Below are 22935 nucleotides of genomic sequence, written 5' to 3'. Positions count from 1 at the left end.
AAATATGGTGGTACTGACATGAAAGCGATTTTTCTCGACAAGGACGGCGCGCTCGTCGACAACCTGCAGCACAACGTGGAGCCGCGCCGCATTCGCCTCAGCAACGGCGCCGCGCCGGCATTGCGTCTGCTGGCCCGGCTCGATTACCGTTTTTTCGTCGTCAGCAACCAGCCGGGAATTGCCCAGGGACGCTTCCCGGAGGACGCGATGCCTGCGGTCAGCGACCGCCTGACCGACCTGCTGTTTCGCGAAAACCTGAGCCTCGAAGGCTTTTATTACTGCCCTCACGATCCGCGGGGCACAGTCGCGCCGTATGCCATCGAATGCCATTGCCGCAAACCCCTGCCCGGCCTGCTGCTCAAGGCGTCGGCCGAGCACGGCATCGACCTGCGCGCCTCGTGGATGATCGGCGACGTCCTGCACGATGTCGAGGCCGGCAACCGCGCAGGCTGCCGCACCGTGCTGCTCGATAAGGGCAACGAGACCGAATGGCGGCTCGGACCGCGCCGCATCCCCACCCGCATGGCACCCGACCTGTACGCCGCGGCCGTCCTGATTGCCGGCCACCAGGACCAGGCGCATGACCAGGCTCATGACCACGATGACTGATTGGAACGATGCACGGCACCTGCTGTGCGTGCAGCTGCGTGCGCCTGGCGACGTCCTGACGTGTACGCCGGCGCTGCGGGCCCTGCGCGCCCAATGTCCGGGGCGCAGGCTGACGCTGCTCGCTTCGGCTGCCGGGGCGGCGCTCGCCCCTTATCTGCCCGATGTCGATGCCGTGCTCGCCTTTGATGCGCCATGGACGGAACAAGGTGCGGCAGCGTCGCCCGCATCGCACCTCGGGTCGATCGCCAGGCTGGCTGCGCAAGGCTTCGATGGCGCCGTCATCTTCACGCGCTGCAGCGACAGTGCCCTGCCCGCGGCCCTGCTGTGCCAACTGGCCGGCATTGCGCTGCGGGCCGCCTGGTGCCGGGAAAATCCCACTGGACTGCTCACGCACCCGATCGCCGATCCGGAGCCGGGCGCCATGCTGCGCCACCCGGTCCAGCGCCATCTCGACCTGGTGCGCCGCCTTGGCGCCGAGATCGCCGACGAGCGCCTCGCGTTCGTGCCTCTCGAGATGGACCTGGCGGCCGTGCGCAGGCGCTTGCGCACGGCCGGCATCGATCCGTCCAGGCGCTGGCTGGCGCTGCATCCTGGCGCGGGCGCCCAGGCAAGGCGCTATCCCCAGCGCCACTGGAGCAGCCTGATCCGCGCGCTGCATGAGCGCATCGGCTGCCCGCTGGTGCTCACTGGCGGTGCCCATGAACAGGCGCTGATCGACGCCATCGACATCCCCGCTGGTGCGCGCGTGCATTCGCTTGCCGGCCAGCTGGACATCGGCGCACTGGGCGCTCTGCTGGCCCAGGCCTCGCTCGTGGTCAGCAACAACCCGGAGTCGGTGCAACTCGCCGCCGCTGTCGGCACGCCCATTGTCAGCCTGCAGGCGCTGACGGACGCGCAGCACACGCCGTGGCGGGTCCCGGGCCGCGTGCTGAACGGTGACGTGGAATGCCCCGACTGCGAACGCAGCGTGTGCCATCACGACTGTGTGGAAAGCCTGGCGCCGGCACGGGTAGTGGACGCGGTCTGCAGCCTGCTCAAGCAGACTGAGGCGTATCGGGCCAGGGAAGTGGCGCTGGAATAAAAACGAAAAAGGCCAGTCCGAAGACTGGCCTTTCCGATTGATTCTCTTGGTCGGGGCGAGAGGATTCGAACCTCCGACCCCGTGCACCCCATGCACGTACGCTACCAGGCTGCGCTACGCCCCGACTAGCCCGCAATTATACCTGAGGCAAAAATTTTTTCTCAGGTTTTTGTGATGCCTAAAGCAAGTTTTTCGGCGCGCAGGCGATGCAGATCACGCCGACCGTCAGCGCGCCCGGCTTACTTCCACTCCCCGCGCAGCACCCGTACCTGCTCGTACAGATATTCCGGCGTCGCTTCCTGCGGCTTGACTGGCACGCCGACCGCCAGCGCCAGTTTCGAGCGCCAGCCGCGAGAGAAGGAGCGCTCGAACACATTGCCCGGATCGCGCGTAAACACGCTGCCCCACAAGCCGCGCAACGCCATCGGAATCACCGGCACATGGCTGCGCTCGACGATTTTCGCGATACCGCCGCGGAACTCGTTCAGCTCGCCCGTCGTGGTCAGCTTGCCTTCGGGGAAGATGCAGACCAGGTCGCCCTGGTGCAGCGCCTCGGCGATGTCGATGAAGGCGCGCTCCATCATGAACGGGTCTTCCTTGGCCGATGCGATAGGAATTGCTTTCGCGGTGCGGAAAATCCAGCCCAGCAGCGGCATCTTGAAAATGCGATGGTCCATCACGAAGCGGATCGGACGCGGGCTGGCGGCGCCGATGACGATGGCGTCGACATAGCTGACATGGTTACACACCAGTACCGCCGGCCCCTCGTCGGGGATGCGCTCCACATCGACGGTATGGACGCGGTGGATTGTGTGGATCAGCATCCAGGCCAGGAAGCGCATCAGGAACTCGGGCACCAGCGAGAAGATGTACACCGCCACCACAGCGTTCAGCAAGGCCGTGATGAGGAACATCTCCGGAATCGAGAAGCCCTGCCCCAGCAGCAGAATGGCCACGCCGGCCGCGGCCACCATGAACAGGGCATTCAGGATGTTCATGCCGGCGATCGTGCGCGAGACGTGCTTCGGGTCGCAGCGGGTCTGGATCAGTGCGAACAGCGGCACGATGAACAGGCCGCCGAAGACGCCGATCAGGACCAGGTCGGCGAGGATGCGCAGCGCACCGGGTTGCGCCAGCAGCGCGAAGGCGTCCACCGTGGCCGTGTTGGTGTAGGCCAGGCTCGCGAAATACAGGTCGATGCCGAACAGCGACAGGCCGATCGAGCCGAAGGGGACGAGGCCGATCTCGACCTTGCGTCCCGAGAGTTTTTCGCACAGCAGCGAGCCGACGCCGATGCCGAGCGAGAAGACGGTGAGCAGCAGCACGAAGACGCTGTGGTCGCCGTGCAGGTAATCCTTGGCGTAGACCGGGAATTGCGACAGCACCAGGGCGCCGTAGAACCAGAACCAGGAGTTGCCCAGCATCGACAGGAAGACGGTACGGTTCTGGCTCGAAAAGCGCAGGTTGCGCACCGACTCGGTCACGAAGTTGTAATTGATTTTCAGCTCGGGCACCGGTGGCGGCGAAGCCGGGATGCGCCAGCTCGCAGCCAGGCCGATCAGTGCCATCAGGATGCTGGCGCCGGCCACGAGTTCGATCCCGAACGGTTTGTAGGCCACCAGCAAGGCCCCTGCCACTTCTCCGAGCAGGATGCCGACAAAGGTCCCCATTTCGACCACGCCATTGCCGCCGACCAGTTCTTCCTGCTTCAGGTGTTGCGGCAGGTAAGCGTACTTGACGGGTCCGAACAGGGTCGAGTGCACGCCCATGCCGACCACGGCCGCGATCAGCAGCCACAGCGTATGCGTCATCCAGCCCACGGCCGCGACCAGCATGATGACGACCTCGAGCAGTTTCACGAAGCGCGCCAGCTTGCCCTTTTCCACCTTGTCGGCGATCTGTCCGGCGGTGGCGGAAAAGACGACATACGGCAGGATGAACAGGCCGGGGATCAGGTTGTTCAGCAAACCCGGATCAAGCGTGGTCCAGGACAAGGCGTCGTAGGTCAGCGCAACGAGCAGCGCGGTCTTGAACAGGTTGTCGTTGAAAGCGCCGAGGAACTGGGTCCAGAAAAACGGCGCGAACCGGCGTTGCGACAGCAAGGAAAATTGGCTCGACTGGCTCATGCGGTAGGCCCGTGATAGAGAGATGGGTAATTTACAACAGCGCGGGACGCGCCACAATCGCTATATTGCTTAAAATCATCATTGCGTTGGAATGCTAGCCTGACGGTACGAAAGGTATCGCGAGCCGCGACAGCGGAAGGCAAAAGAACCGACCTCGCCGTTGGCCAAATGTTGTTCGCAAAAGCAACTGGAGTGTGCGCAGGAACCCAGTTGAGCGGCCGCAAACCGGTCGTGTCGACTGCTTGTTGTGCAGCGCAGCGTGAGTAGAATGCTCGGATGAATTCGCCCAAGCTCCCATCCATCCAGCGCGGCGCGCTTGACGCGCTGTTCGACGACATCGAGTACGCGCTGCTCGATCTCACCACCGCTTCGCTCGACGACGAGGACGGCGTGCCCGCCCCGACCGTCGACGAGTTTGCGACCGACTTTCTGATCGAATGCAGTCGCCCGCCCTGTCCGGACGGGCGAGGCCAGGCCACACGACCTTAGCTAAGCGTTTCCAGCCGGATCCGGATCACCTTCCCGACCACCGAACCGAGTGCCTCGATGCGCGCAATCGCCGCGTCGACCTTTTTCTCGCGCGTCTGGTGGGTGATCATGATGATGTCGGTACGGGCGTCGCCGCGTGTTTCCTTTTGCAGGACCGCGTCGATCGAGATCCCGGCGTCGGCCAGGATGCGGGTCAGGTCGGCCATCACGCCGAGCTGGTCGTTCACGTACACGCGCAGGTAATAGCTGGTCGTGATCTCCGACATCGGCAGGATAGCCACGTCGGTCATCTGGTTCGGCTGGAAGGCCAAGTGCGGCACGCGGCAGTACGGGTCGACCGTCGCCAGGCGCGTCACGTCGACCAGGTCGGCGATCACGCTTGATGCGGTCGGTTCTGCGCCGGCGCCCTTGCCGTAGTACAGGGTCGAGCCGACCGCGTCGGCTTCCACCAGTACCGCGTTCATCGCGCCTTCGACGTTGGCGATCAGGCGCGTGGTCGGGATCAGGGTCGGGTGCACACGCAATTCGATGCCCTCGACGCCATCGACCGTCGAACGGCGCGTGATGCCGAGCAGCTTGATGCGGTAGCCGAGCTGCTCCGCGTAGCGAATGTCGTCCGCCTGCAGCGCGCTGATGCCCTCGATGTGGGCTTTGTCGAACTGCACCGGGATGCCGAAGGCGATCGCCGACATGATGGTCAGTTTATGGGCCGCATCGACGCCTTCGATGTCGAAAGTGGGGTCGGCTTCGGCATAGCCCAGCTCCTGTGCCTGCTTCAACACGACGTCGAAGTCCAGCCCCTTGTCGCGCATCTCGGACAGGATGAAGTTGGTCGTGCCGTTGATGATGCCGGCCACCGACTCGATGCGGTTCGCCGTCAGTCCTTCGCGCAGCGCCTTGATGATCGGCACGCCGCCGGCGACGGCTGCTTCGAAGGCGACCATCACGCCCTTTTCCTGGGCGGCTGCAAAAATTTCGTTGCCGTGCAATGCGAGCAGGGCCTTGTTCGCCGTGACCACGTGCTTGCCGTTGGCAATGGCGCGCAGCACTAGTTCGCGCGGCAATTCATAGCCGCCGATCAGTTCGACGACGATGTCGACGTCCGGGCTGTCGACGACCAGGAAAGGATCGTCGACGATCTGGCACTTGCCATTCGTCAGGCGCCCTGCCCGTTCGGTGTTACGGGCGGCGACCATCGTGATCTCGATGCCGCGGCCGGCGCGTCGGCGGATGTCTTCCTGGTTGCGGTTAAGCACATTAAACGTGCCTGCACCGACGGTGCCGATGCCGAGGAGGCCAACTTTGATGGGTTTCATGGTCGATTCAGGGTGATGTTAGCGCGCGTGGCGTCGTCGGTAACCGTCGAGGAAGCGTGCGATGCGCGCACAAGCGTCCGTCAGGTCATCGGAATTGGGCAGGAACACGAGCCGGAAATGGTCCGGGGACTTCCAGTTGAAGCCGGTGCCCTGCACCAGTAATACCTTTTCCTCGCCCAGCAGTTCGCAGATGAACTGCTGGTCGTCGGCGATCGGGTACATCGCCGGGTCCAGGCGCGGGAACATGTACAGCGCCGCTTTTGGCTTGACGCAGGTCACACCCGGAATGTCAGTCAGTAATTGATGCGCGAGGTCGCGCTGCTTGAGCAGGCGTCCACCCGGGCCCACCAGGTCGTTGATGCTCTGGTAGCCGCCCAGCGCGGTCTGGATCGCGAACTGCCCCGGCGCGTTCGCGCACAGGCGCATCGAGGCCAGCATGTTGAGGCCGTCGATATAATCTTTTGCGTGGCGTTTTTCGCCCGAGACCACCATCCAGCCGGCACGGTAACCGCAAGAGCGGTAATTCTTCGACAGGCCGTTCAGGGTGACGAACAATACGTCGTCGGCCAGCGAGGCGATCGAATCGTGCTGGTGGCCGTCGTACAGCACCTTGTCGTAGATTTCGTCGGCATAGATGATCAGGCTGTGCTGGCGCGCCAGTTCGACGATCTCGAGCAGGATGTCGCGCGGATACAGGGCGCCAGTAGGGTTGTTCGGGTTGATGACGACGATCGCGCGCGTATTCGGCGTAATCTTGCGGCGCATGTCGGCGATGTCCGGCATCCAGTCGGCCTGCTCGTCGCAGATGTAGTGCACCGGCGCCCCGCCGGCGAGACTCACGGCGGCCGTCCAGAGCGGATAATCCGGCGCCGGCACCAGCACCTCGTCGCCGTTATTGAGCAGGCCCTGCATCGCCATGACGATCAGTTCGGAGGCGCCATTGCCCAGATAGATATCGTCGATACGGACACCGGCGATTTTCTTTTGCTGGGTGTAATGCATGACCGCCTTGCGCGGCGCAAACAGGCCCTTCGAATCCGTGTAGCCGGCGGCGCCGTGCATGTTGCGGATCATGTCCTGCATGATCTCGTCGGGCGGGTCGAAACCGAACACGGCCAGGTTGCCGATGTTGAGCTTGATGATCTTGTGGCCGTCGTCTTCCATCTGGCGCGCCTGCTCCAGCGCCGGGCCGCGGATTTCGTAGCACACCTCGTCGAGCTTGTTCGATTTCAGAATCGGTCGCAAATTGTCACCTGTAGGTTGCCCGCATGTTGCAGTGCGAAAAATACCATTCTGCCGAAAGCGGTCGATTTAAGCAACCTGTGGTCCGCCCGGCACGCACCGGGGCAAAAGTGAGGGAAAGGTTACAATGGCTGCCCACGTTTGCCCACGGCGATTCCTACGATGAAGCTCCATTCCGACAGCACCCAACAATACCAGACCGTGACCGGCTACGATGCCTCGGGCGTGGAAATCAACGCCCAGCGTTTCGAGTACAGCCTGATTGTGATGCCGGAAACGCCGCCCCGTCCGTGGGATGTGACGCGTTTCGAGGATCTGCAGGCGGCGCATTTCGAGCAGATTGCTGCAGATGCGCCCGATGTCGTCATTCTTGGTACCGGCGAGCGCCAGCGTTTCGTGCATCCGCGCCTGATTGCCGCTTTGTCCTCGCGCCACATCGGCGTCGAGTCGATGGACAGCCAGGCCGCCTGCCGCACCTACAATGTGTTGATGGGCGAAGGCCGCAAGGTGACGCTGGCCTTGATCATCGAAGGCGCCATCGGCCATTGACCTATCGGCACGCCGGACTGGCACCGACGTCCAGAGCCGATTATGATGAGCGCTATGCAGGATGGCACGAGGCCGATCCTGCCCTACCAGTCCAGGAGAACCCCGTGGCCGACAGCCCAAGCGCAGCAACCGTAGAGAATTTTTCCGCCGCCATGACCGGCGACCAGAGCTTCCAGTTCGAAGGGCGTCCGGCAAAATATACGGTCCTGTACTTCTACCCGAAGGACAACACCCCCGGCTGCACCACCGAGAGCATGGCCTTCCGCGACCATCATGACGCCTTTCTCGCTGCCGGCACCGAAGTCTATGGCATCAGCCGCGACTCGCTGCGCTCGCATGAAGGCTTCAAGGCCAAGCTCGGCCTGCCCTTCGAGCTGATCTCCGATCCGGAAGAACTGGTGTGCAACCAGTTTGGCGTCATGAAGACCAAGAACATGTATGGCAAGCAAGTCCGGGGGGTCGAGCGCAGTACGTTTGTCGTTGACGCTCACGGCCGATTGGTGAAAGAATGGCGTGGCGTGAAGGTCAGTGATCACGTCGATGAAGTGCTCGAATTTGTGAAGAGCCAGCCTTAACAGGTGGCACCATTCGATCAACCTGCTGGACGATCCCCGTTATTTTGAGTCAACCCGTTTTATCTCAGCATCATTCCAATCTGGCAGCCTGCCACGCCGGTTCTCCCGGCCCTGGCCCGCGCCCCCAACGTATTATCCAGTTGCATCGAACCCGCCCGGCAGCGCGTCCCACGACGCGCTGGCGCGAGGCGTCCTCCACATTTTTAGATTGAGAACCTGATGCCATTACCAAAGATGCCCACCAAGCCGGCCACGCTGTTGCCGGTCAATGAATACCCGAAAGCCGAACCCGGCAAGTCTCCCGTGCGCGCCATTGCCGCAGCGCCGGTGGAAGCCGATCCTGTCGAAGACCTGATCAGCGGTAAAGCCGTGCCTGCTCCCAAATCCAGCCGTGCGCGCAAGGCGAAAGCCACGCCGCTCGCTGCCGTCCCGTCCATCGGTGGCGAAGCGTCGACCTGGCCGGCGCGTGCCGAGACCGGCACCGTCGCCAAGCTGAAGGAATCCGATCAGGATGAACCGCATCCGGCCAAGCACAAGCCGGTCGAGGTCAACGTCAAGTCGTCGACCAGCCGCAAGGCCGACCGGTCCGGCAAGACCAAGGTGTTCGTGCTCGATACGAATGTCCTGATGCATGACCCGACAAGCCTGTTCCGTTTCGAGGAACACGACGTCTACCTCCCGATGATGACGCTCGAGGAACTCGATGACCACAAGAAGGGCATGTCGGAAGTCGCGCGCAACGCACGCCAGGTCTCGCGCACGCTCGACGCCCTGATCGCCGACATCGACGACGACGGGATCGAGGCCGGCATCGAGCTGGCCAAGCTCGGCAACAAGGATGCGAAAGGCCGCCTGTTCTTCCAGACCAGGCTGCACAGCGGTCCCCTGCTGCCGGAAGGCCTGCCAGTCGGCAAGGCCGACAACCAGATCCTGGGCGTGGTCAAGGCGCTCGCCGCCGAGCAGCCGGACCGTGCGATCGTGCTGGTGTCGAAAGACATCAACATGCGCATCAAGGCGCGTGCGCTGGCACTGCCGGCCGAAGACTATTTCAACGACCACGTGCTGGAAGACACCGACCTGCTGTACTCGGGCATCGTCCAGTTGCCGGACGATTTCTGGGACAAGCACAGCAAGAACATGGAGTCCTGGCAGGAAAACAAGAACGGCAACAACGCGACGTTCTACCGTGTCAACGGCCCGTTCATCCCGAGCCTGCTGACGAACCAGTTCGTGTTCCTCGAACCTTCGGGCGGCGAAGCGCCGATGTATGCGCAAGTAAAAGAAATCAACGGCAAGACCGCCGTGCTGCGCGTCCTGCGCGACTACAGCCACACCAAGAACAGTGTCTGGGGCATCACCGCGCGCAACCGTGAGCAGAACTTCGCGCTCAATTTGCTGATGGACCCGGAGTGCGATTTCGTTACGCTGCTCGGCCAGGCCGGCACCGGCAAGACCCTGCTGGCCCTGGCCGCAGGTCTTGCGCAAGTGCTGGAAACGAAGCTCTATAACGAGATCATCGTCACCCGCGTGACGGTGCCGGTCGGCGAGGACATCGGCTTCCTGCCGGGTACCGAGGAAGAGAAGATGTCGCCGTGGATGGGCGCGTTCGACGACAACCTGGAAGTGTTGAACAAGTCCGATTCGGACGCCGGCGACTGGGGCCGCGCGGCGACGCAGGACCTGATCCGCTCGCGCATCAAGATCAAATCGCTCAACTTCATGCGCGGCCGCACCTTCGTGAACAAGTTCCTGATCATCGACGAGGCGCAGAACCTGACGCCGAAGCAGGTCAAGACCCTGGTCACGCGTGCCGGTCCCGGCACCAAGATCCTGTGCCTCGGTAACATCGCACAGATCGACACGCCGTATCTCACCGAAGGTTCGAGCGGCCTGACCTATGTGGTCGACCGCTTCAAGGGCTGGTCGCACAGCGGCCACGTGACGCTGGCGCGCGGCGAGCGTTCGCGTCTGGCCGATCACGCGAGCGAGGTGTTGTAAGGTTCATCGCTTCAACAGAAAACCTGCGCGCCGCAAGGCCCGCAGGTTTTTTTTACGTCCTCCGGAGCGTCAAGGGCGCCCGGGTGCGCCTGCTTCCGCTCAGCCCTGGCGCACGCAGTTGCGGCCAGCGGCCTTGGCGGCGTACAAGGCCTTGTCGGCGCTGGCAATCAGGTCCGCCGGCGTGTACTCGGATGCCGGTACGAACGACGCCACGCCGATCGATATCGTCACCACGCCCGCGTCGGTCACGGGATGTTCGAGCGCCAGATTGGCCAGGTGCGCACGGCAGGCCTCGGCCAGTTTCAGTGCGCCCTCGAGGTCGGTTTCGGGCAATACGACGGCAAATTCCTCGCCGCCGTAGCGTGCCGCCAGGTCGGCCGGACGCTTGAGCTGCTCGGTCAGCACGGCCGCCACTTTCTTCAGGCAGAGGTCGCCGGCCTGGTGACCGAACTCGTCGTTGTACAGCTTGAAGCAGTCGACATCGCACAACAGCATCGACAGCGGCTTGTTCGAGCGCTGTCCACGCTGCCATTCACGCTGCAGGATGTCATCGAAGGCGCGCCGGTTGCCGATGCCGGTGAGGCCGTCCAGGGCCGCCAGTTTTTGCAACTGCACATTCGCGTCCGCCAGTTTTTGCTCGCTCTCGCGCAGGAAACGAAAGGCCTCGTCGCGCTCGAGCCGGCTGATGTAGGCGGCCGAATGGTAGCGTATGCGCGCCAGCAACTCCACCGGATCGGGCAGCTTGACCAGATAGTCGTTGGCGCCGACGGCGAAACTGTGCGCTTTCAGTTTCGGGTCTTCCTTGGCCGACAGCACAATCACCGGCACGGCGCGCAGGCCCGCGTCAATGCGGTACTGGCGGATCACGTCGAAGCCGTCCGATCCGGGCATCACCAGATCCTGAAGGATCACGGTCGGCCGCAGCGCGGCCGCCGCCGCATGCGCCGTGGTGGCATCGGTTACATAATGGAATTCGATATCGGGCTGGCCGACGAACATGCGCCGAATGGCTTCGACGATGATGAGTTGGTCATCGACGAGCAAGACCCTGACACGGTGAGGGGAAGAATCTTGCGTATTGATGCCCGTGGGCACGACTTCGGACATGGGAACCTGATGATGTGAAGATGCGCGCATTGTCGGGCGCAGAGTTATTCACGAATTCTATCGCGAATCGCCGCACCAATCTTGCCGAGAGGCAAAATATTCATGGCTGCGCCCATTTCGGCGGCGGCACGTGGCATCCCGTACACAGCGCTGCTGGCCTGGTCCTGGGCGATCGTGGCATGACCGGCCCGGCGCATGGCCAGCAGCCCGGCTGCACCGTCGCGGCCCATTCCCGTCAGCAGTACCCCGGTGGCCGAGGCAGCCCAATGGGTGGCAACGCATGCGAAGAACACATCCACCGATGGCCGGTAGGGATAGTCGAGCGGCTCGGGCCGGTAATGAAAGCGGTGCCCGGCACTGAGCGTCAGGTGGTCGTTGCTCTGCGCGACCTGCACCACGCCGCCCTGCAGGACATCGTTCTCGGCCACCACCCGCGCCGGCATGCTGAGCTGATCGTTGAGCCAGCGCGCGAAATGCCCGGCAAAGCTGGCGTCGATGTGCTGCACCACCACGACCGCGGTGTCGAGCGGCGCCTGCCAGCCGGCCAGGATGGCGGCGATGGCCACCGGGCCGCCGGTCGACGCGCCGATGGCAAGCAAATGCCTGACCGGGCCTGCAAGGCTTGGTACGCGTTGGAGCCCGGCCCTGACCACTGCCGGAACAACGTGGTCGGAGCGGATCAGCTTGCCGATGGTCTTGATCTTGGCCAGCAGTTCATGCGCGCCATTCCCGCCGCCGCCGGGCACCGGTGTCGCGGTGACGTCGAGCGCCCCCGCGCCCAGTGCGCGGAACACCTGGCCGACCTGGTCTTCCGGGTGGCTGGTTACCAACAGAATGGCGCATGGCGCCTCGCGCATGATCCGGCGCGTGGCCTCGACGCCGTCGAGCCCGGGCATGTTCAGGTCCATCAGCACCAGGTCCGGGCGCGCTTCGAGGCACAGGCGCAGCGCATCCGGACCGGTGCGGGCAATCCAGCTTACCTGGTGCCCGGTTCCGTCGGTGACGGCATGGCGCAAGGCTTCCGCGACCGGGGCGACGTCGTTGGCGATACCGATCTTCATGGCGCAGCCGGGCCGATCAGGTCGAACACGGCGTCGAGCAGGCTGGCGTCGTGGAAGCTGCCCTTGGCCAGGTAATAGTCGGCGCCCGCGTTCATGCCGCGTGCGCGGTCCTCGGGACGGTCCTTGTAGGAGATGATCATCACCGGCAGTTTGTGCAGGCGCGCATCCTGGCGCACCAGGCGCACGAGCTCGATGCCGTCCATGCGCGGCATGTCGATGTCGGTCACCAGGAGGTCGTAGTGGCCCGAGCGCGCCATGTTCCAGCCGTCCATGCCGTCGACCGCCGTATCGACACGGTAGCCGCGCGCGGCAAGCAGCTTGCGTTCCATCTCGCGTACCGTGAGCGAATCGTCGACGACGAGGATGCGGCGCGCAGCGCGCGCATCGCCGCCGCCCTGCCCGGCCGGCTGCTGCAGCGCGTCCTCATGCAGCAACTTGTCGATCGAGAGCAGCAGGTCGGCCACATCGAGCAGGAGCACCGGGGAGCCGTCGTCCAGCAGGGCACCGGCGGAAATGTTGCGCAGTTTGCCGAACTGCGGCTCGAGCGACTGGACGGTCAGGCATTGCTCACCCGCGATGGCGTCCACCACCAGTGCGTAACACGCCGCACCCGTGCCGATCACCACCACCGCCAGCTCGGCGGCCGGCATCGGCTGGCCCAGCTCCAGTATCTGGGTCGCGGCGACCAGCCCGACATGCACACCGTCCTGCTCGAAGAACTGCTTGTTTTCCAGGGTATGCACCGCGCTTCGCGCCACCCGCAGCACCCGTTCCACCTTGGCGATCGGGAAGGCATACGCTTCGCCCTGCACTTGCACCACCAGCGAACGCACGATCGATTGCGTCAGGGGCAGCGTGATGGCAGTACGAAAACCCAGGCCCGGCGCACTGTCGACGCGCACGCTGCCGTTCTGCTCGCGTACGACCTGCTGCACCACGTCGAGGCCGACACCGCGCCCGGAAATTTCAGTCACGCTCTCTTTCAGGCTGAAGCCGGGCAGGAACAGGAACTCCATCAATTCCGCCGGCGACAGCGCCGCGGCCATGGCCGCACTACCCAGTGCGCGCTCGACCACCCTGCTGCGCACGCGCTCGGGATCGATGCCGCGGCCATCGTCGCTGATGTCGATCACGAGCATGCCACCACGATGGCGCGCCGTGAGCCGGATCGTGCCCTGCGCCGGCTTTCCTGCTGCGCTGCGCTCGGCCGGCGTTTCCATTCCGTGGTCGAGGGCGTTGCGCAGCAGATGGTTGAGCGGGCTTTCGATGCGGGCCAGGATGGCGCGGTCGACCGGTATGTCGCTGCCCTCGATAATCAGCTGGACCTGCTTGCCGAGCTGGCGCGCCAGGTCGCGCACCATCCGCGGGAAGGCGTGCACGCCTTCGGTGAAAGGACACATGCGCAGCGCCAGTACCTGGTCCACCAGCCGGGTCGATACCTGGGCGGCGCGGCGCTCATGGGTTTCGGCATCGGCCATGTGCTGCTGCAGCTGCAGCTTGAGAGGCTGTGCACGCGCCAGTGCCAGCGCCGCCTGCTCGATCAGGCGTGGATCACCGCTGGCGCTCACGGCCTCGTGCAGCTGCGCGAGCGACTGCAGCATGGCGGACTGCTGCCGCTTGAAGCGTTGCAGCGACGCGTTGAACGAGGCGAGCTTGTGTGCATTGGCACGGGTTTCAGTTGCCAGCGCCAGCAGTTCGTCCGTGACGGCGCTGGCGCGGACCTCGCTCGCCGGCGACGGCTGCGGTAGCGCCGGATCCATCGCGGCCGGCGCGGCGTCGCCCGGCGAAACGTCACGCAATGGGGGCACTGCCAGTGTCTCCAATGCGCGCACAGCCGTCACGGCATCGGCGATCTGCGGTCCGTACCGAAGCATCCAGTCGTCCAGCGATGCTTCGGTCACGCTCGATGCCTGCGCGATCAGGTCGACGCCCCCCAGCAGCACGTCGATGCAGGCCGGGTGCAGATCCAGCGTGCCGGCCTGGGCTGCCGTGAAAGCATCTTCCATCACGTGCGCAAGCTGGACAAGCACGTGCAGCCCGACAATGGCGGCGGCGCCCTTGATCGAGTGCGCTGCACGCATCAGGGCGTCCAGGACAGCGGCATCGGCGGCACCGCTTTCGAGTCGCAGCAAGCCCTCGGTGAGCTGGCGCACCTGGCCGTCGGCTTCCAGACGGAACAGGTCGAGCAGCGAAAACTGGCTCAGGTCGTGCGGCTCGTGGCTCATCGGAGCAGCCCTGCGCAGTGGCGCGCCAGGGAGGCGGGCTCGAGCACGCCGACCAGCAGGCTGTCGTGCGCCAGCACGCCGCCAAGGTGGCGTTCCAGTCCCTTGTTGATGGTGGCAGCCGGCGCTGCCAGGTGCGCGCTGGCGTAACGCACCAGGCCCTTCAGTTCAGCCACCGGAATGGCGCAAGGCTGACCTGCGCAGTCGAGCACCAGCAGGCGCGCAAAGACATGGCGCCCCGTGACGGCCTCGGCACGGGTTTCATCGATTCCGAGCAGCCGCCCCAGCGACACGGCCGGCACCAGGCGCCCGCCCACGTTGACGACCCCCAGCAGCGCGGCCCCGCCCCGGTGCGGCACACGGTGCACCGGGGCCAGCGGCGCAACTGACGTCACAGTCGCAGCCGCCACCCCGAGCCACTCGGCACCGATGCGAAAGACCAGTGCCGAGGCATCTGGCGCCTCTGCAGCGACACGAGGCTGGCGCAAGTGATCGGCCCAGTGGGTGCGGTAGGCATCGTCGACCGGGCGTTCGAGAATGCGCCGGGCCGTTCCCGCCGGCGCTGTCGTGACTGGCGCGTTCATTCGGCCCCCCCTTGCGTCTGGCGGCGCGCGTAAATGCGCGCGGCACGTTCCTGATAAGCCTCGGCAACTTGCGCGTCGCCGCTCTGCCTGGCCAGCAAGGCCAGGTGGCACAGCGCCTCGTAATGGCCTGGCCGCAGGTAGACGCAGCGACGCCAGTAATCGGCCGCCGCCGCCACCTGCCCCTGGCACTCGCTGACGATGCCGAGAATGAAATAGGCGTCGGCGCTGGACGGGTCGGTCGCCAGCAATGTGTGGCAGAGCGCGGCCGCGCCCGCGAAGTCGCCGCCGTCGGCCCGGCGCCACGCCTGCGCCAACGCGTCGTCAAGCTGTGCGGCGGCCGGCGCCGGCGCATGACGCGCTGCACGGAAGAACGCTTCCTGCGGCTCTGCCTGCGCAGGGACAACAGAGCGCACCGCTTGCGCGCGGCGCAGGGGCGGCGCCAAACGCTTCGGGTCCGGCGCCGCCTTCTCGAGGGCGAACGCGCCGCGAATACGCAGCGCCGCAAAGCCATGGCGGCACAAGGCAGGCACCTCGGCATAGCCGGCAAACAGCAGCCCGTCGTCAGCGAGCAGGGTATGCAGGATCTTCGCCGCGGCGTGCGCCGCAAGGTCATCGAAGTAGATCAGCAGGTTGCGGCAGAACACGATGTCGTAACTGCCGGCCAGGGCGGCGGTGTCGAGTTCGAACAGGTTGCCCTGCCTGACACCGACCCGGGCGCGGATCGCATCGCACAACTGGTAGCCGCCCCCCTGCTCCATAAAGTAACGCTCGCGAAAGGCCAGGTCGGCGCCGCGGAAGGCGTTGCGCGTATAGTGCCCGGCGATCGCGCGCCGGACCGACACCTGCGACAGGTCGATCGCGTCGATCCGCACCGATGGCGGCGCCACCCCTGCCATGTCGAGCGCCATGGCCATCGAATACGGCTCTTCGCCGCTAGCGCATGGCAGCGACAGGATGCGCAGCGGCCGCGCCGGGTGCAGTGCCAGCCGGCGCTGGACGAAATCGGTGGCGGCGCTGAAGGCGCCGGGATCGCGGAACAGCCATGACTCGGGGACCACCACCAGTTCGGTCAGCGCGGAAAGTTCGCTCCCTGCCAGCGCACGCAGGTAGGCATGGCTGTCGGCCATGCCCAGCTGCGCCATCCGCTCGCGCATTGCGCGCTGCGCATCGGCCTCGGTGATATTCAGACCGGTCGCATCCTGCAGCAAACGGCGCGCGTTCATGCTTCCCCCGCTGGAAACAGCAGGGCGCGCACGTCCGCCGGCAACAGGTGTTCGATCTCGACCAGCTGCAGCATGGCGCCGCCGTCGGCCGCGACCTGGCCCAGGAAGGGCGCGCCGCGCACACCGGCATCAAGCAGCAGGCCCGGCGCCACTCCCTGCACCCCTTCGACGCGCTCGGCCAGCAGGCCGAGAGCCCGCACCCTGCCGTTGCACGCGACATAGTCGACCACCACGATGCGGGTATCGAAACACAGCGCCGACGGCGCCAGGCCGGCCAGCTGTGCCAGGTCGATCACGGGTACCGGCGTGCCGTGCAGGTCGAGCAGGCCCGCCACATACGGTGGCGTGAGCGGGAGCGCCTTGAGCGCCGCCGCCGGCAGCACCTGGTCGATCCCCGCCAGGGGCAGGCCATAGCGCTCGGCGCCGATGTGAAAGACCAGCAGTTTCATCGTTGGCGTCAGCTGTTAACGGAGAAGGTGGCGACCGACGACTGCAGGTCGCCCGCTGCATACTGCAACTGGCGCACCGCTTCGCTGGTCGCTCGCAGGGAATCGACGGTCTGCTGCGTGGCATCGGAGAGTTGCAGCATGGTGTCCGAGATCTGCGATGCGCCGACCGCCTGCGACTGCATCCCTTCAAGTACCAGGTCGAACTGCGGCGCCAGCTTCTGCACCTGATCCATCACCGACGACAGCTGTGCGCCCACCTGGTGCACCTCGCCCACGCTACGCCGGATCTCTTCGGAAAACTTGTCCATGCCCATGACGCTGGCCGACACCGCCGACTGCATTTCCTTGACCATCTGCTCGATGTCCCAGGTCGACACCGACGTCTGATCGGCGAGGCGCCGGATTTCGGTGGCCACCACGGAGAAGCCGCGCCCGGCATCGCCCGCCTTTTCGGCCTCGATGGCGGCATTGAGCGACAGGATGTTGGTCTGGTCCGCAACCTTGGTGATTGTGACCAGCACGCTGTTGATGTTGCTCGCCTTTTCCGAAAGCGCTGCCAGCTTGGCATTGATCGCGTCGGTCGCCGTGACCATGTGCTGCATGGTGGCGTCCATGCGCTTGAGGTTGCCCTGGGCTTCGGCGGTGGCGCTGGTGGTGAACTCGGCCACCGCGGTGGCCTGCTCCATGGTGCGCAGGAGCTGGGTCGTGTTGGCCGAGATTTCCCGGGTCGTGGACAGGATCTCGACGCTGGTCTGGGCCTGCTCGATGCCGGTCGCTTCCTGCTGCCTCGACGATGCGGCAATTTCGGTGGCCGAGGTGGTGACCTGGATCCCGGCCTTCTGCACATTGTTGAGGTGGCTGCGCAGGTTGTCGAACATCGTCGCCAGGCCCTGGCCGAGTTGCCCGATGGCGTCCTGGCCGGTGATGCTCACCCGGCCCGAGAGGTCGCCCGCGGCCGCTTTCGAGACGACCGCCAGCAGCGAATCGACCTTAGCCCGCAAGTCGGTGGTGGCGGCCTGTTCCTTGGCCTGGCTGTCCTGGATGGCCTGCGCCATGCGGTTGAATTCGACGGCAACCTTGCCCAACTCGTCATTCGAGCCAACCCTGGCACGGGCCGACTGCTCGCCTGCTGCGATCAGGCCCAGCGTACGGTTCAGCCTGTTGAGCGGCACCAGCAGGGCGCGAATCAGCAGCCAGGCGATCAGCATGGCGAGGATGATGGTGACGCCGCCGCCAACCGTGAGCAGCAGCGACATGGTTTCCTGCAGTCGCGCCGACTCCTGCGAGCGGACGGTCATCAGGCGGTTTTCCTCGGCCGCGATCTCGTCGATCAGCTTGCGGATCGAGGCAACGGTGCGCGCGCCCATCAACACGGCTGCAGGAGTACTTGCGTCCGGTGCCGGACCGATGACCCCTACCCGGCTACGACGCAGCTCGACTTGCGGAAGAATGGCCCGTTCCCACCAGATGTCCAGCATCGGGCCCAGCTGTTTGATGCGCGCCTGCTGGGCTGGATTGTCGGCCGCCAAAGCAGTCGCACTGGCCAGATGCTGTTTGGCCTCGTCGAACTCCGCCGTCAGCGGTGCGACCAGGGATTCGTTGCCGGTCAAAATATAACCCCGGGTGGCGCTCTGAATCTGCAGGACCGAGGTCGCGATATGGTCGGACTGGAGCAATACTTCCAGCGCGTGGCGGTCCCACTTGTTGGCGTCGGCCAGCTTCTGGGAATTGTTATATGCCAGCGTCAGCAGGAACAGCATGATGGCGACGATTGCCCCCAGACCAAGTATGAGTTTGTTCTTGATGCTCAAATCGTTCAACATGGGTACTCCGGGGAATGGGACCGTGACTGTAGCATCTTCATGGGTTGACGAGGCCGAAAGGTACTGAAAAGCAACAGGCCATAAAAAAAGCCCGGCAAGGCCGGGCTTCACATGGAGCAAGTGCAATTACATGATGTGCTTGCCGATCCACCAGGCGATCGCCGCCATCAAGGCCGATGCCGGAATGGTGAAGACCCAGGCCCACACGATGCTGCCCGCGACACCCCAGCGCACGGCCGAGGCCTTTTGTGAGGCGCCCACGCCGACGATGGCGCCGGTGATGGTATGCGTGGTCGAGACGGGAATGCCGAAGAAGCTGGCCATCAACAGCGTCATCGCGCCGCCGGTTTCGGCGCAAAAGCCGCCGACAGGTTTCAGTTTGGTGATCTTCTGGCCCATGGTCTTGACGATGCGCCAGCCGCCGAACAGCGTGCCGAAGGCAATCGCCGCGTAGCAGGAGATGATCACCCACATGGGCGGCATCGCGTCGGTCGGACTGGTGACGCCGGCGGCGATCAGCAGCATCCAGATGATGCCCATCGTCTTTTGCGCGTCGTTGGCGCCGTGTCCGAGCGAGTAGCCGGCCGCGGACGCCAGTTGCAGGCGGCGGAACCAGACGTCGACCTTGCGCGGCGTCGATTTCACGAATATCCATGCTACCAGCAGCATGATGGTCGAGCCCAGGATGAAGCCCATCAAGGGCGCGATCACGATGAACATGACGGTCTTGATCAGGCCCGCCGAGATGAGCGCACCAGTACCCGACTTGGCCACTGCCGCACCGACCAGCCCGCCAATCAGGGCATGCGAGGACGACGATGGAATACCGTAGTACCAGGTGATCACGTTCCAGGTAATCGCCCCGATCAGGGCGCCGAAGATGACGTAATGGTCCACGACGCTCGGATCGATCGTGCCCTTGCCGATCGTCTGGGCCACCTTCACGCTGACGATGAAAATGGCGATGAAGTTGAAAAACGCCGCCATCGCAACGGCGGTATGCGGCTTCAAAACGCCGGTCGAGACGACCGTGGCGATGGAGTTGGCCGAGTCGTGAAAGCCGTTCATAAAGTCGAACACGAGGGCGAGCAGCACCAGCATTCCCAGCACGTAAATGCTGATATTTATAGTTTCCATAATTATTCTTGTTGCGACCGCGCGCTACGCGTTCTCGACGATGATGCCTTCGATGATGTTGGCGACATCTTCGCAGCGGTCGGTGACGGTCTCGAGGATCTCGTAGATCGCCTTCATCTTGATCAGGTTGCGCACGTCCGGCTCGTCGCGGAACAGTTTGCTCATGGCGGCGCGCATGACGTGGTCGGCGTCCGATTCGAGACGGTCGATTTCTTCGCAGATGGCGACGATCTGCTGGGCGTTGCCCATGTCGTGGAGCAGGCCGACGGCGGCCTGGACGCGTTCGCAGCAGGAAAGGCACAGCTCGGCCAGGCGCTTCGCTTCCGGGGTGACGGCGTGCAGGTCGTACAGGGAGATGGTCTGGGCCGCGTCTTCCATCATGTCCAGGATGTCATCCATGCGGGTAATCAACTTGTGGATGTCGTCGCGGTCGATCGGGGTGATGAAGGTTTTGTGCAGCAGGTCGACGCAGGCGTAGGTGACCTTGTCCGCCTGTTTTTCGATGGTTTCCACGGCATGGGTGCGCATTTCCAGGTCGTCGAAGTTGGTCATCAGTCCGACCAGTTCTTGCGCACCCTTCACGCACAGCGCGGCGTGCTGGTTGAACAAATCAAAAAACTTGCCCTCGGTGGGCATCAGGCGTCCAAACATTAATGGTTCTCCGGTTTAAAACTTTGGGGACTGCGAGGGTCCGCTGCATGCGCAGCGGCGCAATATCGGCTTAATCGCCCTGGTAGACGGCGAGGTTACCGCTGTAATTGCCAAACTTGGTGTATTGGCCGATCCAGGTCAGGCGGATTGCGCCGATCGGACCGTTACGCTGCTTGCCGATGATGATTTCGGCGGTACCTTTATCGGGCGAGTCCGGGTTGTAGACCTCGTCGCGATACAGGAAAATAATCACGTCCGCATCCTGCTCGATCGCGCCCGATTCGCGCAAGTCGGACATCACGGGACGTTTGTTCGGGCGCTGCTCGAGCGCCCGGTTCAGCTGCGACAGGGCGATGACGGGGCAATGCAGCTCTTTCGCCAGTCCCTTGAGCGAACGCGAGATTTCGGAAATTTCGGCGGTGCGGTTGTCGCCCTGCTGGCTACCCTGCATCAGCTGCAGGTAGTCGACGATAATCAGGCCGAGCTTTCCACACTGGCGCGCCAGGCGGCGCGCACGCGCGCGCATTTCGATCGGGTTCAGTGCCGGCGTCTCGTCGATGTAGACCTGGGCGTCGTTCATTTTCTGGATCGCGTGCGTCAGGCGCGGCCAATCCTCGTCGTTCAGGCGGCCGGTACGCAGGCGGTGCTGATCGAGCTGGCCGACCGAGCCGAGCATACGCATGGCCAGCTGGGTGCCGCCCATCTCCATCGAGAAGATCGCCACCGGCAAGCCCGCTTCGATGGCGACGTTCTCGCCGATGTTCACCGAGAACGCGGTCTTGCCCATCGACGGACGGCCGGCGACGATCACCAGGTCGCCCGGCTGCAGGCCCGAGGTCATGCGGTCGAGGTCGATAAAACCGGTCGGCACGCCGGTGATTTCGCCCTGGTTCTCGCGGGAGTACAGTTCGTCGATGCGCTCGACCACTTGGGTCAGCAGCGGCTGGATCGGATTCCAGCCCTGGGCGCCACGGGCGCCGGACTCGGCGATGGCGAAGATCTTGGATTCGGCTTCGTCAAGCATCTGCTTGACTTCCTTGCCTTGCGGATTGAACGCGCTGCCCGAAATTTCGTCGGCCACGGTAATGAGTTTGCGCAAGATGCCGCGGTCGCGCACGATCTCGGCATAGCGGCGGATATTCGCTGCCGACGGCGTGTTCTGCGCCATGGCGTTCAGGTATTGCAGGCCCCCGACGTCATCGGCTTTGCCGAGCGAGACCATGGCCTCGTAGACGGTGATCACGTCAGCCGGCTTGCCGCCGTTAATCAAGCGCACCATCTGTTCGAAGATGATGCGGTGGTCGTAGCGGTAAAAATCCTCCGCATGCATGAAGTCGGCAATGCGATCCCACGCGGCGTTATCGCGCAGCAGGCCGCCAATGACGGACTGCTCTGCCTCGATGGAATGCGGGGGAATGCGCAGCGATTCGAGCTGAGGATCTGCGGGGTTATTCATGGCGGGCATTATAACCCCTCCGGTCACACGGCTGAAATAATTGGAGAGTTTCTGGGCGTAAAAAAAGCCGGCGGACCGGCTTTTTTCGTATTACAACAAGCGTAACTTATGCAGCTTCGCCCACGACAGCGACCGTGATTTCCACGACGACGTCGGTGTGCAGAGCGACAGCAACTGGATGCTCGCCGGTGGTCTTCAGGGGACCGGTCGGCAGGCGAACCTGTGCTTTTTCAACTGCGAAACCTTGCTTGGTCAGGGCTTCGGCGATGTCGAAGTTGCCGACCGAACCGAACAGACGACCGTCAACACCGGCTTTCTGGGCGATGGTGATCGTCATGCCGGTCAGCTTGTCGCCTTGGGCTTGCGAAGCCGACAGCTTTTCAGCAGCAGCTTTTTCCAGCTCGGCGCGCTTGACTTCGAACTCGGCAACAGCCGACGAGGTAGCGCGGCGGGCCATCTTTTGCGGGATCAGGAAGTTACGTGCGTAACCGTCCTTGACCTTGACCACGTCGCCCAGGTTGCCGACGTTAACAACTTTTTCCAAAAGGATAACTTGCATATTTTTCTCCAGGATGTTCTGAACTGTACGACGCGATTAAGCGCTGTGCAGGTCGGTGTACGGCAGCAGCGCGAGGTAACGTGCGCGCTTGATCGCGGTGTCGACCTGGCGCTGGTAGTGCGCCTTGGTACCGGTCAGACGTGCCGGCATGATCTTGCCGTTTTCCTGGACGAAGTCCTTCAGGGTGTCGACGTCTTTGTAATCGACCTGTTCCACGTTTGCAGCGGTGAAGCGGCAGAATTTCTTACGCTTGAACAGCGGATTTTGCTGTTTGCGCTTTTCTTTAAGCTTGGCTTTGTTTTTGTCGAACTTTTTACCGAATGCCATTTGAGGCTCCTGTATCTAAAAGGTGGCCGCTAATAATTTAAGCGGCGGCACTAAAATCAATGATGTGAAACACCAGGGCTTTACTGTTGCGATTCTTCCTGGCCAAAAATCCTGTGAACTGGTGCGCTGCACCCAACTCTGCGCTGGCGAAGCGGCCCGAAATCTCACCCGCGGCGAATGCGGCAATTTCGAACTCGACCAGCCTGTCCACCCCTGCCTCGACCTGCTGCGAACTGTGCATCAGGATTGCCGAGACGACCGGCACGCCGGCGGGGGTAAAGCGCAGTACGTCGCGTTCAGCGATGCTGGCGACGACTTGTAGCTGGTTCACTTCAACGCGTTCACGATTCC

The 22935-nt window shown here is 63.8% G+C and carries 22 protein-coding genes and 1 tRNA gene; 6 read left to right on the top strand and 17 right to left on the bottom strand.

Annotated elements, in window-relative coordinates:
- Window positions 1–18: 18 nt before the first annotated feature.
- Window positions 19–609 (top strand): D-glycero-alpha-D-manno-heptose-1,7-bisphosphate 7-phosphatase, encoded by a 591-nt coding sequence (locus ACHAC9_RS20015; protein WP_435762627.1) that lies wholly within the window; start codon window positions 19–21, stop codon window positions 607–609.
- Window positions 593–1690, top strand: coding sequence for a glycosyltransferase family 9 protein (locus ACHAC9_RS20010; protein WP_435762625.1), 1098 nt, complete (start codon window positions 593–595; stop codon window positions 1688–1690). Before ACHAC9_RS20015 ends, ACHAC9_RS20010 begins: the two co-directional genes overlap by 17 nt.
- A gap of 47 nt (window positions 1691–1737) precedes the next feature.
- Here the strand turns inward: ACHAC9_RS20010 and ACHAC9_RS20005 are convergent.
- Window positions 1738–1814: transfer RNA gene (locus tag ACHAC9_RS20005), tRNA-Pro, on the bottom strand.
- Window positions 1815–1929: 115 nt separating this feature from the next.
- Window positions 1930–3816 (bottom strand): MFS transporter, encoded by a 1887-nt coding sequence (locus tag ACHAC9_RS20000; protein ID WP_435762623.1) that lies wholly within the window; start codon window positions 3814–3816, stop codon window positions 1930–1932.
- 276 nt (window positions 3817–4092) lie between these two features.
- Between ACHAC9_RS20000 and ACHAC9_RS19995 the strand changes: the two genes are divergently transcribed.
- Complete coding sequence (locus ACHAC9_RS19995) at window positions 4093–4305, top strand: hypothetical protein (RefSeq protein ID WP_435762621.1); 213 nt, start codon at window positions 4093–4095, stop codon at window positions 4303–4305.
- Here the strand turns inward: ACHAC9_RS19995 and ACHAC9_RS19990 are convergent.
- The gene (locus ACHAC9_RS19990) at window positions 4302–5621 is read right to left on the bottom strand and encodes a homoserine dehydrogenase (RefSeq protein ID WP_435762619.1); all 1320 of its coding nucleotides are present in this window, start codon (window positions 5619–5621) and stop codon (window positions 4302–4304) included. The two genes, ACHAC9_RS19995 and ACHAC9_RS19990, sit on opposite strands and share 4 nt — an antisense overlap.
- Before the next feature lie 18 nt (window positions 5622–5639).
- Window positions 5640–6866, bottom strand: coding sequence for a pyridoxal phosphate-dependent aminotransferase (locus tag ACHAC9_RS19985; protein ID WP_435762617.1), 1227 nt, complete (start codon window positions 6864–6866; stop codon window positions 5640–5642).
- Between the two features lie 159 nt (window positions 6867–7025).
- On the opposite strand from ACHAC9_RS19985, the gene ACHAC9_RS19980 reads away from it, so the two are divergent.
- The 3 genes from ACHAC9_RS19980 (at window position 7026) to ACHAC9_RS19970 (ending at window position 9985) form a co-directional block, all read left to right on the top strand.
- Window positions 7026–7412 (top strand): Mth938-like domain-containing protein, encoded by a 387-nt coding sequence (locus tag ACHAC9_RS19980; RefSeq protein WP_435762615.1) that lies wholly within the window; start codon window positions 7026–7028, stop codon window positions 7410–7412.
- 104 nt (window positions 7413–7516) lie between these two features.
- Complete coding sequence (locus tag ACHAC9_RS19975) at window positions 7517–7987, top strand: peroxiredoxin (protein ID WP_435762613.1); 471 nt, start codon at window positions 7517–7519, stop codon at window positions 7985–7987.
- Window positions 7988–8206: 219 nt separating this feature from the next.
- Window positions 8207–9985 carry a PhoH family protein gene (locus tag ACHAC9_RS19970; RefSeq protein ID WP_435762611.1) on the top strand — a complete coding sequence of 593 codons (1779 nt, stop codon included), beginning with the start codon at window positions 8207–8209 and terminating at the stop codon, window positions 9983–9985.
- 99 nt (window positions 9986–10084) lie between these two features.
- Here ACHAC9_RS19970 and ACHAC9_RS19965 read toward each other — a convergent pair whose 3' ends face one another.
- The 13 genes from ACHAC9_RS19965 to priB all read right to left on the bottom strand — a co-directional run bounded on the left by ACHAC9_RS19965 (window position 10085) and on the right by priB (window position 22915).
- Complete coding sequence (locus ACHAC9_RS19965; RefSeq protein ID WP_435762609.1) at window positions 10085–11092, bottom strand: diguanylate cyclase; 1008 nt, start codon at window positions 11090–11092, stop codon at window positions 10085–10087.
- Window positions 11093–11136: 44 nt separating this feature from the next.
- Window positions 11137–12153 (bottom strand): chemotaxis-specific protein-glutamate methyltransferase CheB, encoded by a 1017-nt coding sequence (gene cheB / locus ACHAC9_RS19960; RefSeq protein ID WP_435762607.1) that lies wholly within the window; start codon window positions 12151–12153, stop codon window positions 11137–11139.
- Window positions 12150–14378 carry a hybrid sensor histidine kinase/response regulator gene (locus tag ACHAC9_RS19955; RefSeq protein WP_435762605.1) on the bottom strand — a complete coding sequence of 743 codons (2229 nt, stop codon included), beginning with the start codon at window positions 14376–14378 and terminating at the stop codon, window positions 12150–12152. Before ACHAC9_RS19955 ends, cheB begins: the two co-directional genes overlap by 4 nt.
- Window positions 14375–14959: a chemotaxis protein CheW gene (locus ACHAC9_RS19950; RefSeq protein ID WP_435762603.1), complete on the bottom strand. Its 585-nt coding sequence runs from the start codon at window positions 14957–14959 to the stop codon at window positions 14375–14377. The genes ACHAC9_RS19955 and ACHAC9_RS19950 overlap by 4 nt, the downstream gene beginning before the upstream one ends.
- Window positions 14956–16182: a CheR family methyltransferase gene (locus tag ACHAC9_RS19945; RefSeq protein ID WP_435762601.1), complete on the bottom strand. Its 1227-nt coding sequence runs from the start codon at window positions 16180–16182 to the stop codon at window positions 14956–14958. The genes ACHAC9_RS19950 and ACHAC9_RS19945 overlap by 4 nt, the downstream gene beginning before the upstream one ends.
- Window positions 16179–16631: a chemotaxis protein CheW gene (locus ACHAC9_RS19940; RefSeq protein WP_435762599.1), complete on the bottom strand. Its 453-nt coding sequence runs from the start codon at window positions 16629–16631 to the stop codon at window positions 16179–16181. The genes ACHAC9_RS19945 and ACHAC9_RS19940 overlap by 4 nt, the downstream gene beginning before the upstream one ends.
- Window positions 16632–16639: 8 nt before the next feature.
- Window positions 16640–18454: a methyl-accepting chemotaxis protein gene (locus tag ACHAC9_RS19935; protein ID WP_435762597.1), complete on the bottom strand. Its 1815-nt coding sequence runs from the start codon at window positions 18452–18454 to the stop codon at window positions 16640–16642.
- A gap of 126 nt (window positions 18455–18580) precedes the next feature.
- Window positions 18581–19591, bottom strand: coding sequence for an inorganic phosphate transporter (locus tag ACHAC9_RS19930; protein WP_435762595.1), 1011 nt, complete (start codon window positions 19589–19591; stop codon window positions 18581–18583).
- 24 nt (window positions 19592–19615) lie between these two features.
- Window positions 19616–20242 carry a DUF47 domain-containing protein gene (locus ACHAC9_RS19925; RefSeq protein WP_435762594.1) on the bottom strand — a complete coding sequence of 209 codons (627 nt, stop codon included), beginning with the start codon at window positions 20240–20242 and terminating at the stop codon, window positions 19616–19618.
- Between the two features lie 70 nt (window positions 20243–20312).
- Window positions 20313–21698 carry a replicative DNA helicase gene (locus tag ACHAC9_RS19920; protein WP_435762592.1) on the bottom strand — a complete coding sequence of 462 codons (1386 nt, stop codon included), beginning with the start codon at window positions 21696–21698 and terminating at the stop codon, window positions 20313–20315.
- A 106-nt stretch (window positions 21699–21804) separates the two neighbouring features.
- Window positions 21805–22257 (bottom strand): 50S ribosomal protein L9, encoded by a 453-nt coding sequence (gene rplI / locus ACHAC9_RS19915; RefSeq protein WP_435762590.1) that lies wholly within the window; start codon window positions 22255–22257, stop codon window positions 21805–21807.
- 36 nt (window positions 22258–22293) lie between these two features.
- On the bottom strand, window positions 22294–22584 hold the full coding sequence (gene rpsR, locus ACHAC9_RS19910) for a 30S ribosomal protein S18 (protein ID WP_435762588.1): 291 nt from the start codon (window positions 22582–22584) through the stop codon (window positions 22294–22296).
- Window positions 22585–22621: 37 nt separating this feature from the next.
- A complete protein-coding gene (gene priB, locus ACHAC9_RS19905; RefSeq protein WP_435762586.1) occupies window positions 22622–22915 on the bottom strand; it encodes a primosomal replication protein N in 294 nt (97 codons plus the stop codon).
- Between the last annotated feature and the right edge of the window lie 20 nt (window positions 22916–22935).

Source organism: Massilia sp. CMS3.1, assembly GCF_051262535.1.
GTDB lineage: Bacteria > Pseudomonadota > Gammaproteobacteria > Burkholderiales > Burkholderiaceae_D > Telluria.
The sequence above is the reverse complement of the archived record's forward strand: the minus strand, read 5'-3'. Positions and strand labels throughout refer to the sequence as shown.

Coding starts and splice junctions, on each gene's coding strand:
- ACHAC9_RS20015 (WP_435762627.1), top strand. CDS start 19: ATGAAAGCGATTTTTCTCGACAAGGACGGCGCGCTCGTCGACAACCTG.
- ACHAC9_RS20010 (WP_435762625.1), top strand. CDS start 593: ATGACCACGATGACTGATTGGAACGATGCACGGCACCTGCTGTGCGTG.
- ACHAC9_RS20000 (WP_435762623.1), bottom strand. CDS start 3,816: ATGAGCCAGTCGAGCCAATTTTCCTTGCTGTCGCAACGCCGGTTCGCG.
- ACHAC9_RS19995 (WP_435762621.1), top strand. CDS start 4,093: ATGAATTCGCCCAAGCTCCCATCCATCCAGCGCGGCGCGCTTGACGCG.
- ACHAC9_RS19990 (WP_435762619.1), bottom strand. CDS start 5,621: ATGAAACCCATCAAAGTTGGCCTCCTCGGCATCGGCACCGTCGGTGCA.
- ACHAC9_RS19980 (WP_435762615.1), top strand. CDS start 7,026: ATGAAGCTCCATTCCGACAGCACCCAACAATACCAGACCGTGACCGGC.
- ACHAC9_RS19970 (WP_435762611.1), top strand. CDS start 8,207: ATGCCATTACCAAAGATGCCCACCAAGCCGGCCACGCTGTTGCCGGTC.
- ACHAC9_RS19965 (WP_435762609.1), bottom strand. CDS start 11,092: ATGTCCGAAGTCGTGCCCACGGGCATCAATACGCAAGATTCTTCCCCT.
- cheB (WP_435762607.1), bottom strand. CDS start 12,153: ATGAAGATCGGTATCGCCAACGACGTCGCCCCGGTCGCGGAAGCCTTG.
- ACHAC9_RS19955 (WP_435762605.1), bottom strand. CDS start 14,378: ATGAGCCACGAGCCGCACGACCTGAGCCAGTTTTCGCTGCTCGACCTG.
- ACHAC9_RS19950 (WP_435762603.1), bottom strand. CDS start 14,959: ATGAACGCGCCAGTCACGACAGCGCCGGCGGGAACGGCCCGGCGCATT.
- ACHAC9_RS19945 (WP_435762601.1), bottom strand. CDS start 16,182: ATGAACGCGCGCCGTTTGCTGCAGGATGCGACCGGTCTGAATATCACC.
- ACHAC9_RS19940 (WP_435762599.1), bottom strand. CDS start 16,631: ATGAAACTGCTGGTCTTTCACATCGGCGCCGAGCGCTATGGCCTGCCC.
- ACHAC9_RS19935 (WP_435762597.1), bottom strand. CDS start 18,454: ATGTTGAACGATTTGAGCATCAAGAACAAACTCATACTTGGTCTGGGG.
- ACHAC9_RS19930 (WP_435762595.1), bottom strand. CDS start 19,591: ATGGAAACTATAAATATCAGCATTTACGTGCTGGGAATGCTGGTGCTG.
- ACHAC9_RS19925 (WP_435762594.1), bottom strand. CDS start 20,242: ATGTTTGGACGCCTGATGCCCACCGAGGGCAAGTTTTTTGATTTGTTC.
- ACHAC9_RS19920 (WP_435762592.1), bottom strand. CDS start 21,698: ATGAATAACCCCGCAGATCCTCAGCTCGAATCGCTGCGCATTCCCCCG.
- rplI (WP_435762590.1), bottom strand. CDS start 22,257: ATGCAAGTTATCCTTTTGGAAAAAGTTGTTAACGTCGGCAACCTGGGC.
- rpsR (WP_435762588.1), bottom strand. CDS start 22,584: ATGGCATTCGGTAAAAAGTTCGACAAAAACAAAGCCAAGCTTAAAGAA.